The organism is Lysobacter sp. M15, assembly GCF_022662515.1.
Classification (GTDB): domain Bacteria; phylum Pseudomonadota; class Gammaproteobacteria; order Xanthomonadales; family Xanthomonadaceae; genus JAKPBU01.
This window is the reverse complement of sequence record NZ_JAKPBV010000003.1, coordinates 38,836-53,255: the sequence shown is the minus strand read 5'-3', so window position 1 is coordinate 53,255 and position 14,420 is coordinate 38,836. Positions and strand designations below refer to the sequence as shown.

Below are 14,420 nucleotides of genomic sequence, written 5' to 3'. Positions count from 1 at the left end.
CACCCGCCCTCATCGGTCGATTTCCCCGAATACGATGTCGTAGGTGCCGATCATCGCCACGACGTCGGCCAGCATATGGCCCTTCACCACCTCGTCCATCGACGACAGGTGGGCGAATCCAGGCGCGCGCAGATGCACCCGGAACGGCTTGTTGGCGCCGTCGGAAACCAGGTAGCAGCCGAACTCGCCCTTGGGCGCCTCGACCGCGCTGTAGGTCTCTCCGGCAGGCACGCAGTAGCCCTCGGTGAACAGCTTGAAGTGGTGGATCAGCGCTTCCATGTCGTCCTTCATCGACTCGCGCGACGGTGGCGACACCTTGTAGTTGTCCAGCATGACCGGACCCGGATTGGCCTGCAGCCAGCGCACGCACTGCTCGATGATCCGCACCGACTGGCGCATCTCGGCGATGCGCACCAGGTAACGGTCGTAGCAGTCACCTTCCACGCCCACCGGGATGTCGAAATCCACCTCGGCGTACTTCGCGTACGGCTGCTTCTTGCGCAGGTCCCAGGCGACGCCGGAGCCGCGCAGCATCGGCCCGGTCATGCCCCAGGCCAGCGCCTTGTCCGGCGGGATCACGCCGATGCCGACGGTGCGCTGCTTCCAGATCCGGTTGTCGGTGAGCAGGGTTTCGTATTCGTCGATGCGCTTGGGGAAGTCCTGGCAGAAATGCTCCAGGTAATCGAGCAGCGAGCCTTCGCGCCAGCTGTTGAAGCGCTTGAGCTTGGCGCCTTTGCGCCACGGCGATTCGCGGTATTGCGGCATCCGGTCCGGCAGGTCGCGGTAGACGCCGCCCGGACGGTAATAGGTGGCATGCATGCGCGCGCCGCTGACCGCCTCGTAGCAGTCCATCAGCTCCTCGCGCTCGCGGAACGCGTACAGGAACACCGCCATCGCGCCGAGATCGAGCGCGTTGGAACCCACCCACATCAGGTGGTTCAGGATCCGCGTGACCTCGTCGAACATGGTGCGGATCCACTGCGCCCGCTCAGGCGCCTCGATCCCCATCAGCCGCTCGATGGCACGCACGTAGGCATGCTCGTTGCACATCATCGAGACGTAATCGAGCCGGTCCATGTAGCCGATCGACTGGTTGAACGGCTTGGACTCGGCCAGCTTCTCGGTGCCCCGGTGCAACAGGCCGATATGCGGGTCGGCGCGCTGCACGACTTCGCCGTCCATTTCCAGGATAAGGCGCAGCACGCCGTGCGCGGCCGGGTGCTGCGGGCCGAAGTTGAGCGTGTAGTTGCGTATTTCCTGCTTGGCCTCGGCGGCGTCGCTGGCGAAGGCTGCGGACGCCTGCGGCGCCTGGAGCGAAGGTGCGGTCATGCGGCTGGCCCCAGCGTGCTGCGGACCTTGGCGTCGCCCTGCTCGCCTGCGGCGGTGGCATAGCGTGCATCGTCGCGGATCACCCGCGGCACCAGCACGCGCGGCTCGACCGAGGTGACCGGTTCGTAGACCACACGCTTCTTTTCCGGGTCGTAGCGCACTTCGACATTGCCGATCAGCGGGAAGTCCTTGCGGAACGGATGGCCGACGAAACCGTAGTCGGTGAGGATGCGGCGCAGATCCGGATGGCCCTGGAACACGATGCCCATCACGTCGAACGCCTCGCGCTCGAACCAGTTGGCGACCGGCCACAGGTCGGTGACCGAAGGCACGACCGGAAGATCGTCGTTGGGCGCGAAGCAGCGCACGCGCAGGCGACGGTTGTTCGCGACCGACAGCAACTGCAGCACGGCGGCGAAGCGGCGCTGCGGCATGGGAATGCCGGCTTCGCCCTGCGGCTCCGGCACCTGGCGGCTCGGAGTCTCGCCGAACTTGAACCGGCCAGGACCCCTGCCCTCGACCCCGCGGCTGAAGCCTTCCGAGGACACGTCGGTGTCCCACTCGTCGCTGCCGTAGCCGAGGTAATCGACCGCGGCGACGTCGATCAGCTGTTCGAAGCCGAATTCGTCGCGCAGCAGACGGCAACCGGCATGGTAGGCGGCGGCGTCGAACACGATGCCCACCTCGCCGCGCGGTTCGGCCACTTCGATCTGTGCATCGGCGAAACGCGCGCGCAGGCGTTCGACGAATACGGCAACCGGCTCAACCATCGCGCAGCCCCGTCTTGTGCTCGCCGAAATTGGTGGCGCGGCGGATCTTCTTCTGCAGCTGCAGGATGCCGTAGACCAGCGCCTCGGCGGTCGGCGGGCAGCCCGGGACGTAGATGTCGACCGGCACGATGCGGTCGCAGCCGCGCACCACCGCGTAGGAATAGTGGTAGTAGCCGCCGCCATTGGCGCACGAGCCCATCGAGATCACCCACTTCGGGTCGGGCATCTGGTCGTAGACCTTGCGCAGCGCCGGGGCCATCTTGTTGACCAGGGTGCCGGCCACGATCATCACGTCCGACTGGCGGGGCGACGGGCGGAACACCACGCCGTAACGGTCCAGGTCCAGGCGCGAAGCGCCCGCGTGCATCATTTCCACCGCGCAACACGCCAGGCCGAAGGTCATCGGCCACATCGAGCCGGTGCGCGCCCAGTTGAGCAGGATGTCGGAACTGGTGGTGACGAAGCCGCGTTCAAGCAGCGGGTTCTCGCCCTGCGGACGCAGGATGTCGTCGACCCGGCCTTCGGGCAACGGGTTGTTCATCAGGCGCGCGACGGTCTGGCTCACTCCCATTCCAGCGCTCCCTTTTTCCAGACATAGACGAAGCCGATCACCAGCAGCGCCAGGAACACGCCCATTTCCACCAGCCCGAACACGCCCAGCTCGCGGAACACCAGCGCCCACGGGAAGATGAAGGCGATTTCCAGGTCGAAGACGATGAACAGGATCGCGATCAGGTAGTAGCGCACGTCGAACTGGATGCGCGCGCTCTCGAAGGCGGCGAATCCGCATTCGTAGGGCGAGAGCTTCTCGGCGGTGGGTCGCTTGGGCCCGAGGACGTTGCCGATGACGATCAGCGAGATGCCGATGCCGGTGGCGACGATCAGGAACAGCAGGGTCGGCAGGTATTCGGCCAGCACTCGTGTTCTCTCGGCTACTTGCCGCGATGCGGCCGTTGCTCTGGGGGATGGAACCTGGGCGGATGCCGGACATCCGCCCCGTTTGTATCTGGTGCCCAAGGGGGGACTCGAACCCCCACGACCGAAGCCGCTACCACCTCAAGGTAGTGCGTCTACCAATTCCGCCACCTGGGCAAACTGTTGCAACTGCGCGCCGCGACGCGCAAGCGCGATATTGTAAGCGTTATCAGCCGCCGCCAATCAATTCTGCGGCGGTTCCTGCGGAGCCGGCTGCGATGGCTGTGCGCTCTCGGGCGCCGCTTGCGCGGGCTGCGTTTGCGCGGGCTGCGTTTGCGCAGGCGCCGCCGGCACGGTCGATCCGGTCGCCGGCTGCGACTGGGCAGGCGGCGCCGCGGGCACGTTCGCCCCGCCCGCGGGTGCCGCAGGGGTGCTGCCGGTGGCCGGCGCCTGGGCCATCACGCCCAGGTCGGCCGGTGCATTGGCGGTGGCGTTGCGGGTCGCCTGCCACGCCATGAACAGGCTGATGCCGAAGAACACGATCGCCATCCACTTGGTGCTCTTGGACAGGAAGTTGGATGCGCCGCGCGCGCCGAATACGGTGGCCGAAGCGCCACCGCCGAAGCCGGACCCGGCCTGGGCGCCCGCACCGCGCTGCATCAGGATCATCGCGATCATCCCGATGGCGAGCAGCACGTAGACCACGTTGAGGATCGTCATCAACATCTTGGGGAAATCCGAAAATACGAAGGTTCAGGTGGTCATCGCCTTGGCGATGGCCAGGAAGTCCTCGGCGACCAGGGACGCGCCACCGATCAGCCCGCCATCCACATCCGGCTGTGAGAACAGCGCGGCGGCGTTGTCGGGCTTGCAGCTGCCGCCGTAGAGGATCGGCAGCAAGCCGGCGATTTTAGCATCCAGTTCCGCCACCTGCCCACGGATGAAGGCGTGCACCGCCTGCGCCTGTTCCGGCGTGGCGGTGCGCCCGGTGCCGATCGCCCAGACCGGTTCGTAGGCGATGACGGCTCCGGACAGGCCCCCGGGACCCGCGATCTCCAGCACCGGCGCGAGCTGGGCAGCGATCACGGCCTCGGTGGCACCGGCTTCGCGCTCGTCCAGACTCTCGCCTACGCAGACGATCGGGGTCAGGCCGGCGTTCACGGCCGCGAGGAATTTGCGCGCGACCAGTTCGCTGGTTTCGTTGTGGTACTGGCGGCGCTCGGAATGCCCGCACAGGCCATAACGGGCGCCCACGTCGACCAGCATCGACGCTGCGACCTCGCCGGTATAGGCGCCCTTCTCGTTGGCGCTGACGTCCTGCGACCCGAAGGCGAGCCCACTGCCTTCGAAATCCTCGATCAGATCGCCCAGGTAGGGCAGCGGCGGCAGGATCACGAGCTCGACGCCCGGCAGCGGAAGTCCGGCGGCGACCGCGCCTACCAGTTCCGTGGCGAAGGCGCGGGTGCCATGGAGCTTCCAGTTACCGGCGACGATCCTGCGGCGCACGCGGTGCTCCGTTCGCAAAGGGCGGCAGTTTAGCCCACCGCCGGAGCGCTTCCCGGCCGCGGCGCGACGGGCTCACCTAGAATCCGGCCCTCCCCCGCACGCGGTGTTCCCCGATGCAAGCAGCCAGCGGCCATGCCCTGATCACCGGTGCCTCCAGCGGCCTGGGCGCCGCCTTCGCCCGCGAGTACGCCCGTCGCGGCAAGCCGCTGCTGCTGACCGGGCGACGCAGCGAGCGGCTCGAAGCCCTGGTTCGTGAACTGGGCGATATGGTCCCCTGCCAGGCCATCGTGGCCGACCTGTCCGTACGCGCGGCGCCGCAGACGCTGTTCGCCGAAGCGCAGGCACGCGGCCTGCGCGTGGACACGCTGGTCAACAACGCGGGCTACGGCGTCACCGGGCGTTACCTGTCCTCGGGATGGAAGACCCACGCCGATTTCCTGCAGGTGATGGTCACTGCGGTCGCGGAGCTGACCCACCACTTTCTGCCCGCGATGGAGGCGCAGGGCCACGGCCGGATCCTGAACATCGCCTCGACCGCCGCGCTGGTGCCCGCGTCCGCCGGACATACCTTGTACGCGGCCTCGAAGGCGTTCGTGATCCAGTTTTCCGAGGCCCTGGCGCTCGAATCGCGGCCACGCGGGGTGCATGTGACCGCGTTGTGTCCGGGCATGACCTATACCGAGTTCCACGACGTCAACGGCATGCGCGAGCGGGTGTCGCGGCTGCCCAAGTCGCTATGGCTCGATGCGGACACGGTGGCCCGCATGGGCATCGAGGCGGTGGAGCGCGGCGACATGCGCTGTGTGACCGGCGGCATGAACCGGCTGGTCACGGGGCTGTCGAAGTACCTGCCGGATCGGCTGGCGCGCGCGATCGTCAATCGTCGCGCAGCCGACTACCGCGACGCCGGGTAACGCAGGACCTCAGGCGGGGCGGCGTCGGCAGCGATTGCTGTTCGCAAAGGCAAAGGCAATCGCGAGCAAGCTCGCTCCCACAGCCATCGACCATCGGCCAGCGGTCTACTTCAGCTTGATCTCGCGTAACCGCTCTTCCAGGTACCCCTGCGCGGTGATCGGCTCGGGATAGCGGCTGGGGTTGTCCGGCGTGATCGTGGACGGCAGGACGTCGATCAGGAAATCCGGGTTCGGGTGCAGGAAGAACGGCGTCGAATACCGCGGCTGGCGCGCCTGCTCGCCCTTCGGGTTGACCACGCGGTGGGTGGTCGACGGATACACGTGGTTGGTCAGGCGCTGCAGCATGTCGCCGATGTTGACCACGATGGTGTCGGCATCGGCCGTGAACGGCACCCATTCGCCCTTGCGCGACAGCACTTCCAGCCCCGCGGCGCTGGCACCGACCAGCAGCGTGATCAGGTTGATGTCTTCGTGCGCGCCGGCCCGCACGTTGGGAATGTCCTGGGTGGTGATCGGCGGGTAATGGATTGGGCGCAGGATCGAGTTGCCCGAGTCGGTCTTGTCGGCGAAGTAGTCCTCGGGCAGATCGATATGCAGCGCCAGCGCGCGCAGCACCTGGGAGCCGAGGTTGTCCAGGGCCTGGTACAGCGCGTAGCCCGTTTCGCGGAAGCCTTCCACCTCCTCCGGCCAGAGGTTGGGCGGCATCACATCGCGATATTTCGAATCGTCCGGGATCTCGCGACCGATGTGCCAGAACTCCTTGAGGTCGTGGTACTGCGCGCCCTTGGCGGTTTCCACCCCGAACTGGGTGTAGCCGCGGGCGCCGCCGCCACCGGCGACGTGGTATTTCCGCTTGACCTCTTCCGGTAGCGCGAAGAAGCGCTGGAACACGTCATAGCTGGCGTCGATCAGCGACTGCGGAATGCCGTGGTTGCGGATTCCCGCGAATCCCCATTCGCGGTAGGCGGCGCCGAGTTCGTCGACGAACGCCCGCCGGTCTTCCGGGCTGGAAGGCTGGCTGAAACGGCGGATGTCCAGGGTCGGGATGCGATGTGGATTCATGCGATGGCTGAAGTGATCTTTGGTCGATGGTTGCGCAGCGTGCGGCCGCAGTGCCCGGCACTTACGGCGCGAGCGCCGCCGCGCGCACCGCCTCGGCGAGCCGGTCCAGGGTGGAACGCATCAGCGCCTCGTCGTCGGCCTCAACGGTCACCCGCACGACCGGCTCGGTACCCGACGGGCGCAGGAATGCGCGCCCCCTGCCCTGCACGGCCTGCTCGGCCTCGGCCAGCGCCGCCCTGACGCCATCGGCTTCGGCTGGCTTGCTGGTGCCTTCGTAGCGCACGTTGACCGTCTTCTGCGGCAGCTTGCGCATTCCGGCCAGGGCCTCGCGCAGGCCGATGCCACGCCGCTGCAGCACCTCCAGCACCTGCAGCGCGCTGATGATGCCGTCTCCGGTGCTGGCGCGGTCCAGGCACAGCAGGTGCCCGGAGGCTTCGCCGCCCAATACGCCCTCGTGCGCGAGCAGCGCCTGGTGCACGTAGCGATCGCCGACCTTGGTGCGGACGAAGCCGATGCCAAGCTCGCCCAGCGCCTGCTCGAAGCCGTAATTGGTCATCAGCGTGCCCACCACCGGACCGCGCAGTCGGCCGCTGCGCTGCCAGTCGGAGGCGAGCACGTACAGCAGCTCGTCGCCATCGACCACGGTGCCGTCGGCATCGACGAACAGCACCCGGTCGCCGTCGCCGTCGAAGGCGATGCCCAGCGCGGCGCCGGTGGCGCGCACTCGTTCGGCCAGGAATTCGGGATGGGTCGAGCCGACTCCATCGTTGATGTTCAGCCCGTTTGGATCCACGCCGATCGCGTCGACCTGGGCGCCCAGTTCGCGCAGCACCAGCGGACCGATCTGGTAGGTCGCGCCGTGGGCGCAGTCCACGACGAGGGCCATGCCGCCCAGATCGAAGCGGCGCGGCACCGAACTCTTGCAGGCCTCGACGTAGCGGCCCACCGCGTCGCGGGTGCGAATCGCCCGTCCGAGCTGGTCGGACGCCACGGTCGAGAACGGCTGTTCGAGCGCGGCCTCGATCGCCAGCTCGGTGGCGTCGTCGAGTTTCTCGCCCTCGGCCGAGAAGAACTTGATGCCGTTGTCATGGTGCGGGTTGTGCGAGGCCGAGATCACGATGCCGCCGTCCGCGCGCAGCGAGCGGGTCAGGTGCGCCACCGCTGGCGTGGGCATCGGCCCCATCAGCTGCACGTCCACCCCGGCTGCCACCAGCCCGGCCTCGAGCGCAGCCTCGAACATGTAATTGGAGATGCGCGTGTCCTTGCCGATGATCACCAGCGGCTTGCGCCACCGCTCCTGGCGCAGTGCATGGCCGTAGGCATTGCCCAGGCGCAGCACGAAGTCGGCGGAGATCACGCCCTCGCCCACGCGGCCGCGGATGCCGTCGGTGCCGAAATACTTGCGGCTCACGAAGCGGCCTCCAGGTCCGGTTCGGGTTCGGGCTGACGCAGCAGTAGTGCAAACAAATGCCCCAGGCGCTCGCGTAGCTGGCGGCGGTCGACGATCTGGTCGATCGCGCCGTGCGCGAGCAGGAATTCGCTGCGCTGGAAGCCTTCGGGCAGGGTTTCGCGCACGGTCTGTTCGATCACGCGCGGCCCGGCGAAGCCGATCAGCGCCTCGGGTTCGGCCAGGTTGATGTCGCCCAGCATCGCCAGCGAGGCCGAGACGCCGCCGGTGGTCGGATGGGTCATCACCGAGATGTACGGCAGGCCGGCCTCGCGCAATTTGCCCAGCGCGGCCGAGGTCTTGGCCATCTGCATCAGCGAGAACAGGCTTTCCTGCATGCGCGCGCCGCCGGTGGCGGTGAAGCACACCAGCGGGGATTTCAGTTCCAGCGCCTTGTCCACCGCGCGGGCGAAGCGCTCGCCCACGACCGAGCCCATCGAGCCGCCCATGAAGGCGAAGTCGAACGCGCAGGCGACCAGCGGGCGGCCCTTGAGCTGGCCGTGCATCGCGACCAGCGCATCGCGCTCGCCGGTGGCCTTCTGCGCGGCCTTGATCCGGTCCGAGTACTTCTTCTGGTCCTTGAACTTCAGCACGTCCGTTGGGCCGAGCCTGGTTCCGATCTCGCGTGCCGCTCCGCCATCGAACAGCGCCTTGAGCCGCGCCCGAGCGCGGATGGGCATGTGGAAGTTGCACTTCGGGCAGACCTCGAGATTCTCCTCGAGCTCGGGGCGGTACAGGACCGCGCCGCAGCGCTCGCACTTCTCCCACAGGCCCTCGGGCACGCTGCGCTTGCGACGCTCGCCCGCCTCGGTGCGGATGCGTGCGGGCATGAGTTTCTTCAGCCAGGACATGACTTGGGTTCAGACCTGCAGGTTTGAGGCGGGGAAGTGTACTTCGATGGGGGTTCAGGGCCGCGTAGCCGGCTCCCTTGCGCCTATCAACGCCGGGGGCGGCTCGCGCTCGCTACGCTTCGAGCGCCTGGCGCAACGGTTCGAGGAATGTCCGCGCTGCGGTGACCGGGTCGTCCGATCCCGCAAGCGCCACCACCAGCGCGCTGCCGACCACGACCCCCTCGGCGTCGACCGCCATCGCAGCGGCGCTGGCGGCGTCGCGGATGCCGAACCCGGCCACCACCGGCGCCCGGCTGCGGGTCCGGATCGCCCGCAGCCGCAGCGAGGCGGCGGCGGTATCCAGGCGCTCGGATGCGCCGGTGACCCCGGCGAAGCTGACGTAATAGAGATAGCCCTGGGCTTCGCGGCACAACAGGTCCAGGCGCTCGTCGGTGGTGGTGGGCGATGCCAGCAGGATCAAGGCAATGCCCGCATCGTTGAACGCGACGCGGAACTCGCCCGATTCCTCGGGCGGCAGGTCGACCAGCAGCACGCCGTCGACGCCGGCCCGCGCCGCATCGCGCGCAAACTCGCCGGCACCGCGGATCTCGATCGGGTTGAGGTAGCCCATCAGCACCACCGGCGTTTCGGCATCGCGCTCCCGGAACGCGCGCACGCTGTCCAGCACGAAGCGCAGGCCCGCACCGCGCGCCAGCGCGCGTTCGGAACTGCGCTGGATGACGGGGCCATCGGCCATCGGGTCGGAAAACGGAACCCCCAGCTCGATCACGTCGGCGCCCGCCTCCACCAGCGCGTGCATCACCGGCACGGTGGATTCCAGCGACGGATCGCCGGCAGTCAGGAACGGGATCAGCGCCTTGCGGCCGGTCGCCTGGAGCTCCTGGAATCTGGTGTCGATGCGGTTCATCGCGGGGTGATCACGAGTGGATCGGTGGACGGGCACGGCATTCCACCGCGCGGACATGCGGCGGCGTTCAGAGCGCCATCCCGTCGCGCGCGGCGATGGTGTGGACGTCCTTGTCGCCACGGCCGGAGAGGTTGCACAGCACGATCGCATCCTTCGGCAGTTCGCGCGCGAGCTTGATCGCCTGGGCGATGGCGTGGCTGGATTCGAGCGCGGCCAGAATGCCTTCGGTCTTGGCCAGCAGATAGAACGCGGCCATCGCGTCGTCGTCGCTCACGCCGACGTAGTCCGCGCGACCGCTGTCGGCCAGGAACGCGTGCTCCGGCCCGACGCCGGGATAGTCCAGGCCGGCCGAGATCGAATGGGTTTCGGTGATCTGCCCATCGTCGTCGCAGATGACATAGGTGCGGTTGCCGTGCAGCACGCCCGGCCGGCCGGCGGCGATCGAGGCCGCATGCCGGCCGGTGGCGATGCCGTCGCCGGCAGCCTCCGCGCCGACGATGCGCACGTCGCGATCGTTGAGGAAGGCATGGAACAGGCCGATGGCGTTGCTGCCGCCCCCGACGCAGGCGGTGATGACGTCGGGCAGACGTCCATATTCGGCCAGCATCTGCGCCCGCGCCTCGCGCCCGACCACGGCGTTGAAGTCGCGGACCATGCGCGGATACGGATCGGGGCCTGCGACCGTGCCGATGATGTAGTAGGTATCGCGGACATTGGTCACCCAGTCGCGCATCGCCTCGTTCAGCGCGTCCTTGAGCGTGGCCGAGCCGCTGGTGACCGGCACCACTTCGGCTCCGAGCAGCTTCATCCGGTACACATTGATCTTCTGGCGCTCGATGTCGGTGGCGCCCATGTAGACCACGCATTCCAGGCCCAGGCGCGCGGCCACCGTCGCGCTGGCCACGCCGTGCTGGCCCGCGCCGGTCTCGGCGATGAGCCGGGTCTTGCCCATGCGGCTGGCCAGCAGTGCCTGGCCGATGGTGTTGTTGATCTTGTGCGCGCCGGTATGGTTCAGGTCTTCGCGCTTGAGCAGGATCCGCGCGCCGCCCGCGTGTTCGCTCAAGCGTTGCGCGTGGTAGATCGGGCTGGGACGGCCGACGTAGTGCGCCAGATCGTCCTCGAATGCGGCGACGAACGCGGGATCGCCCCGCGCCGCATCGTACGCGGCTGCCAGTTCTTCCAGCGGACCGATCAGGGTTTCGGCGACGAAGCGCCCACCGTAGCGGCCGAAGTGCCCCGTGGCGTCGGGATAGGCATGGAAATCGATGATCGCGTCCGCTGCCATGTCAGCGTCCACAGGCAAGGCAGCTGGCGATGTCCTCGCCGTTGTCGGCCATTTCGACGCAATCCGCGCGGCGCGCTGCCTCCACAAAGCGCCGCATCAGGTCGCCGTCCTTGATCCCGGGCGCGCTCTCGATGCCGCTGGAGACGTCCACGCCCCAGGGCAGGGTCTGGCTGATGGCCGCACCCACGTTGTCCGGAGTCAACCCGCCGGCCAGCACGAACGGCTTGCCCAGCCCGGTCGGGAGCTTCGACCAGTCGAAACGCTCGCCGGTACCACCGGAGCCACCGACCACGTGCGCATCGAACAGGAAGGCGGCCGCGCCGGGATAACGCAGCTGCAGTTCGCGCGCATCGACCTTGGCATCGGCATCGCCCATCGGCACCGCCCTGACGTAGGGCACGCCAAAGCCGCGGCAGAAGGCATCGTCCTCGTTGCCGTGGAACTGCAGCAGGCTGGGACGCACATGCCGCACCACATCACGGATCTCGTCGATGCTGTTGTCGCGGAACAGCGCGACCGCGTCGACCAGCGGCGCCAACGCCTGCCGCAGCGCGCGCGCCTCCTGCGCCTGGACCCGGCGCGGGCTGCCGTCTGCGAACACGAAACCCACCGCATCGGCGCCAAGCTCGCCGGCCAGGCGCACGTCCCCGGCACGGGTCAGGCCGCAGAACTTGATGCGGGTGCGGAACAGGGTTCGGTTCATGCAGTCGATTGGAATGGAAGTGCGTCGTGTGTGGAGCGTCGGCAATGAGGCAGCCGGGTCAAAGCGTTACCTCGGCCGGCAGTCCGTGAATGGCCGGGTACAGCGGTCCCAGGAAGCAGAGCCCGGAGGCCGGCGCAGTCGCACCGGCAAGCGTGCGGTCGCGCGCGGCAAGCACGCTGGCGATCCAGTCGGGCTCGCGCTCCCCGGCGCCGACTTCAAGCAGCGAGCCGACGATGTTGCGCACCATATGATGCAGGAAAGCGTTGGCCTGCACATCGATTTCCACGGTCTCGCCATCACGACGCACCTCGATGGCCTGCAACTCGCGTCGTGCATGCGGCGCCTGGCAGTGCACGGTGCGGAAGGCGCTGAAGTCATGCTCGCCCAGCAGGCCCTGCGCCGCGCGATGCATGGCGGCGGCATCGAGCGGCCTGCGCTCCCAGGCCAGATACTGGCGCTGCAGCGCAGGACGTACTGAACGATTCAGGATGCGATACCGGTAGCGACGCGCCACCGCCGAGAAGCGCGCGCTGAAGTCCATGGCCACCGGGACGCACCAGCGCACGCACATGGAGGGCGGCAGGCGCGAGGTGGCTCCCAGCACCCAGCCACGCGGGTCGCGTGGGGCATCGCTGTCGAAGTGCACCACCTGGCAGCTGGCGTGCACGCCGGCATCGGTGCGCCCCGCACAGACCGTCGCCACCGGGCCATCGGCGACAAAGGCCAGGGCCTGTTCCAGCGCCCCCTGCAGGGTGGGTTCCGCACTCGTCTCGCCAGGCTTGGCCAGGCGTTGCCAGCCGGAAAACGAGCCGCCGTCGTATTCGACGCCCAGCGCCAGTCGCGTCAAAGCGCCCGACCTATCCGAGGGACTGCAGGACGCCGGCGGCCTCGTCGCGTGCCTGGGCGTCGCCGCCTTCGATCACTTCCTGGAGCAGGCTGCGGGCGGTCGCCCGGTCGCCCAGATCGGCGTAGGCCCGGGCCAGCTCGATCCGTTCGCGCCCGCCAGGCGCCTGGTTCAAGGGCGCAATCGTGCCCGACTCGGCGCCGGCGGGCGCCATCCAGGTTGGCGTATTGCCCACCACCGGGGTGGCCGGCGCCGGCGCCGCTGCCGGCGGCTTGGCCTTGCCTGCCCAGACCGGCGTGGTGGCAGGAGTCGGAGTCTCTGTGGCGCCGGACTCCCCGGCCTTGGATTCGTCAGCCACGACAGGAGGCGGGACCACCGCGAAACGTTCCGAGATGCGCGTCGCAGGCGCAGCCGCCACGGGACGGCGGCGGCGCGCGAACCACCATGCCAGCGCGCCGAGCAACAGGGCGACAGGCAGCCACCACCACCAGGCCGATGACGACGCGGTTTCCGGCTGCCCGGCAGCCGGCGGCGTCGCATCCTGCCCGGCGTTGGTGGTCGCCAGGCGCTGCTGGGCGCTCGCCAGCGCGCCATCCTTCATGGCGATCAGGCTTTGCTGCTCCTTCTGCAGCTGTTCCAGCTCGGCAACCCGCGCCTTGAGCTCCTGCACCTCGGCATCGCGCGCGGCGAGGGTTTCTTTCGTCTCTTGCAGTTCCTGTCGCAGCATCTCGCCCTCGCCTCCGGCGCTGGCGCCGGATTGTGTGCCTGCCCGGTCGCCCGCATCCGCGGCCGGCGGCGCGATTTCCAACCGCGCATCGGCGACCCGACGCGGTGCAGCCGATGAAGAGGCGCCTGCCGCCGCGGCGCCCGCGGGCTGCGCGTCGGCTGCGACCGGCGTAGCCGCCTGTGCCTGCGCGCGGCGCGCTTCGCGCCAGCTGGCGACCTGTTCACGCACCAGATTTGCAGCTTCGCGGGCGCTGTAGCGCGACAGTTCCTCGCCGCGGGGAATCCGCAGCACCGCGCCCTGCTTCAGCAGATTGATGTTCTGGCCAATGAACGCATCCGGATTCGCCTGCAGCAGGGCCAGCATGGTCTGATCGAGGCTGTAGCCCTTCATCCCTGCGAGTCCGCCGGCGATCCCGGCGAGGGTATCGCCGCGCTTGACCGGGCCGTATTCCCCGTTTTCGGCCGGTGGCGCAGCGGGCGGCGGCGAGGCCGCGACTTCAGACTGCGGCGTGGGAGCTGGGGACGGCGCAGGCGCAGTGGCTGCAGCGGCCGGCTCGGGTGCCGCCGTAGGCGCCGTCGCCGGCGCGGGGCGCTGGATCACGGGCGCGGCGTCCGGAGCCGCGACCGACGGTGCCGGCGGCGCGGCGACCGTACGCGGCGCATCGACGAGCGCGGAATATTCGCGGACCAGGCGGCCCTGACCCCAGTCCACCTCGACCAGGAAGGTCAGCCCTGCCTGCTGCACCGGGGCGGTACTGGTCACCCGGATCACCGGTCGCCCCCGCTCGTCCACCGCGGGGGTGAACTGCAGGTCGGACACGATGCCCTGTGGCGGTTCCAGGCCGATCCGGCGGAAGGTGTCGGGCGACGCCAGTCGCGCCTGCAGGCCCTGCAGCTCGGTCGGATCGCTGCTGACGATCGGGATTTCGGCCAGCAGCGGCTCGCCCGGCCGTGACTTCACCTGGATCTGGCCCAGACCCAGCGCGAAGGCCGGAACGGCAAGAATTCCAAGCAGCACGCCCAGCACGACACGCAGTGCCGCGCGTGTTTGAAGATGGCGTTCCCCTGCGCTCATGCGCTGCACTCTAGCCGCGCGCCATGATCCTCCGCAACGGCGGCCGCATCCGCCAACCCCGGCTCAGCCCGCTGTGCGACCGCTTT

At 68.6% G+C, this 14,420-nt stretch carries 15 protein-coding genes and 1 tRNA gene; 1 reads left to right on the top strand and 15 read right to left on the bottom strand.

The genetic code is table 11. The annotated features are described in order from the left end of the window. Window positions 1–9 precede the first annotated feature (9 nt). The 7 genes from MC380_RS02685 to tpiA form a co-directional block, all read right to left on the bottom strand. A complete protein-coding gene (locus tag MC380_RS02685) occupies window positions 10–1,329 on the bottom strand; it encodes an NADH-quinone oxidoreductase subunit D (protein ID WP_242162899.1) in 1,320 nt (439 codons plus the stop codon). After that, entirely contained in the window at window positions 1,326–2,099 is a 774-nt protein-coding gene (locus MC380_RS02680; RefSeq protein WP_242104231.1) for an NADH-quinone oxidoreductase subunit C, read from the bottom strand. Before MC380_RS02680 ends, MC380_RS02685 begins: the two co-directional genes overlap by 4 nt. Continuing rightward, window positions 2,092–2,670 (bottom strand): NADH-quinone oxidoreductase subunit B, encoded by a 579-nt coding sequence (locus MC380_RS02675; protein WP_242104232.1) that lies wholly within the window; start codon window positions 2,668–2,670, stop codon window positions 2,092–2,094. Before MC380_RS02675 ends, MC380_RS02680 begins: the two co-directional genes overlap by 8 nt. Beyond that, window positions 2,661–3,017 carry an NADH-quinone oxidoreductase subunit A gene (locus MC380_RS02670; protein ID WP_242104233.1) on the bottom strand — a complete coding sequence of 119 codons (357 nt, stop codon included), beginning with the start codon at window positions 3,015–3,017 and terminating at the stop codon, window positions 2,661–2,663. Before MC380_RS02670 ends, MC380_RS02675 begins: the two co-directional genes overlap by 10 nt. An 89-nt stretch (window positions 3,018–3,106) precedes the next feature. Continuing rightward, window positions 3,107–3,191: transfer RNA gene (locus MC380_RS02665), tRNA-Leu, on the bottom strand. Between the two features lie 66 nt (window positions 3,192–3,257). Next, window positions 3,258–3,740, bottom strand: coding sequence for a preprotein translocase subunit SecG (gene secG / locus MC380_RS02660; RefSeq protein WP_242104234.1), 483 nt, complete (start codon window positions 3,738–3,740; stop codon window positions 3,258–3,260). A gap of 27 nt (window positions 3,741–3,767) precedes the next feature. Then, window positions 3,768–4,520 carry a triose-phosphate isomerase gene (gene tpiA, locus MC380_RS02655; RefSeq protein WP_242104235.1) on the bottom strand — a complete coding sequence of 251 codons (753 nt, stop codon included), beginning with the start codon at window positions 4,518–4,520 and terminating at the stop codon, window positions 3,768–3,770. A gap of 113 nt (window positions 4,521–4,633) precedes the next feature. On the opposite strand from tpiA, the gene MC380_RS02650 reads away from it, so the two are divergent. Further along, window positions 4,634–5,434: an SDR family oxidoreductase gene (locus tag MC380_RS02650; RefSeq protein ID WP_242104236.1), complete on the top strand. Its 801-nt coding sequence runs from the start codon at window positions 4,634–4,636 to the stop codon at window positions 5,432–5,434. Between the two features lie 105 nt (window positions 5,435–5,539). Here MC380_RS02650 and MC380_RS02645 read toward each other — a convergent pair whose 3' ends face one another. The 8 genes from MC380_RS02645 to MC380_RS02610 form a co-directional block, all read right to left on the bottom strand. Continuing rightward, window positions 5,540–6,496 carry a 2-oxoglutarate and iron-dependent oxygenase domain-containing protein gene (locus MC380_RS02645; RefSeq protein ID WP_242162896.1) on the bottom strand — a complete coding sequence of 319 codons (957 nt, stop codon included), beginning with the start codon at window positions 6,494–6,496 and terminating at the stop codon, window positions 5,540–5,542. A 61-nt stretch (window positions 6,497–6,557) separates the two neighbouring features. Beyond that, window positions 6,558–7,907 (bottom strand): phosphoglucosamine mutase, encoded by a 1,350-nt coding sequence (gene glmM, locus MC380_RS02640; RefSeq protein ID WP_242104238.1) that lies wholly within the window; start codon window positions 7,905–7,907, stop codon window positions 6,558–6,560. Then, complete coding sequence (gene accD / locus MC380_RS02635) at window positions 7,904–8,794, bottom strand: acetyl-CoA carboxylase, carboxyltransferase subunit beta (RefSeq protein ID WP_242104239.1); 891 nt, start codon at window positions 8,792–8,794, stop codon at window positions 7,904–7,906. The genes glmM and accD overlap by 4 nt, the downstream gene beginning before the upstream one ends. 112 nt (window positions 8,795–8,906) lie before the next feature. Next, the gene (gene trpA / locus MC380_RS02630; RefSeq protein ID WP_242162894.1) at window positions 8,907–9,701 is read right to left on the bottom strand and encodes a tryptophan synthase subunit alpha; all 795 of its coding nucleotides are present in this window, start codon (window positions 9,699–9,701) and stop codon (window positions 8,907–8,909) included. A 67-nt stretch (window positions 9,702–9,768) separates the two neighbouring features. Continuing rightward, the gene (gene trpB / locus MC380_RS02625; RefSeq protein WP_242162892.1) at window positions 9,769–10,986 is read right to left on the bottom strand and encodes a tryptophan synthase subunit beta; all 1,218 of its coding nucleotides are present in this window, start codon (window positions 10,984–10,986) and stop codon (window positions 9,769–9,771) included. Window position 10,987: 1 nt separating this feature from the next. Next, window positions 10,988–11,689: a phosphoribosylanthranilate isomerase gene (locus MC380_RS02620; RefSeq protein ID WP_242162890.1), complete on the bottom strand. Its 702-nt coding sequence runs from the start codon at window positions 11,687–11,689 to the stop codon at window positions 10,988–10,990. A gap of 58 nt (window positions 11,690–11,747) precedes the next feature. Next, on the bottom strand, window positions 11,748–12,536 hold the full coding sequence (truA, locus tag MC380_RS02615) for a tRNA pseudouridine(38-40) synthase TruA (RefSeq protein ID WP_242162889.1): 789 nt from the start codon (window positions 12,534–12,536) through the stop codon (window positions 11,748–11,750). Between the two features lie 10 nt (window positions 12,537–12,546). Then, the gene (locus MC380_RS02610) at window positions 12,547–14,334 is read right to left on the bottom strand and encodes a FimV/HubP family polar landmark protein (RefSeq protein WP_242162887.1); all 1,788 of its coding nucleotides are present in this window, start codon (window positions 14,332–14,334) and stop codon (window positions 12,547–12,549) included. Window positions 14,335–14,420: the final 86 nt, after the last annotated feature.

What these genes read in the sequence shown, in the direction of transcription:
- MC380_RS02650 (WP_242104236.1), top strand. Translation starts at nt 4,634, where the DNA reads ATGCAAGCAGCCAGCGGCCATGCCCTGATCACCGGTGCCTCCAGCGGC.
- MC380_RS02610 (WP_242162887.1), bottom strand. Translation starts at nt 14,334, where the DNA reads ATGAGCGCAGGGGAACGCCATCTTCAAACACGCGCGGCACTGCGTGTC.
- MC380_RS02645 (WP_242162896.1), bottom strand. Translation starts at nt 6,496, where the DNA reads ATGAATCCACATCGCATCCCGACCCTGGACATCCGCCGTTTCAGCCAG.
- MC380_RS02680 (WP_242104231.1), bottom strand. Translation starts at nt 2,099, where the DNA reads ATGGTTGAGCCGGTTGCCGTATTCGTCGAACGCCTGCGCGCGCGTTTC.
- accD (WP_242104239.1), bottom strand. Translation starts at nt 8,794, where the DNA reads ATGTCCTGGCTGAAGAAACTCATGCCCGCACGCATCCGCACCGAGGCG.
- MC380_RS02620 (WP_242162890.1), bottom strand. Translation starts at nt 11,689, where the DNA reads ATGAACCGAACCCTGTTCCGCACCCGCATCAAGTTCTGCGGCCTGACC.
- trpB (WP_242162892.1), bottom strand. Translation starts at nt 10,986, where the DNA reads ATGGCAGCGGACGCGATCATCGATTTCCATGCCTATCCCGACGCCACG.
- MC380_RS02675 (WP_242104232.1), bottom strand. Translation starts at nt 2,670, where the DNA reads ATGGGAGTGAGCCAGACCGTCGCGCGCCTGATGAACAACCCGTTGCCC.
- trpA (WP_242162894.1), bottom strand. Translation starts at nt 9,701, where the DNA reads ATGAACCGCATCGACACCAGATTCCAGGAGCTCCAGGCGACCGGCCGC.
- secG (WP_242104234.1), bottom strand. Translation starts at nt 3,740, where the DNA reads ATGTTGATGACGATCCTCAACGTGGTCTACGTGCTGCTCGCCATCGGG.
- MC380_RS02685 (WP_242162899.1), bottom strand. Translation starts at nt 1,329, where the DNA reads ATGACCGCACCTTCGCTCCAGGCGCCGCAGGCGTCCGCAGCCTTCGCC.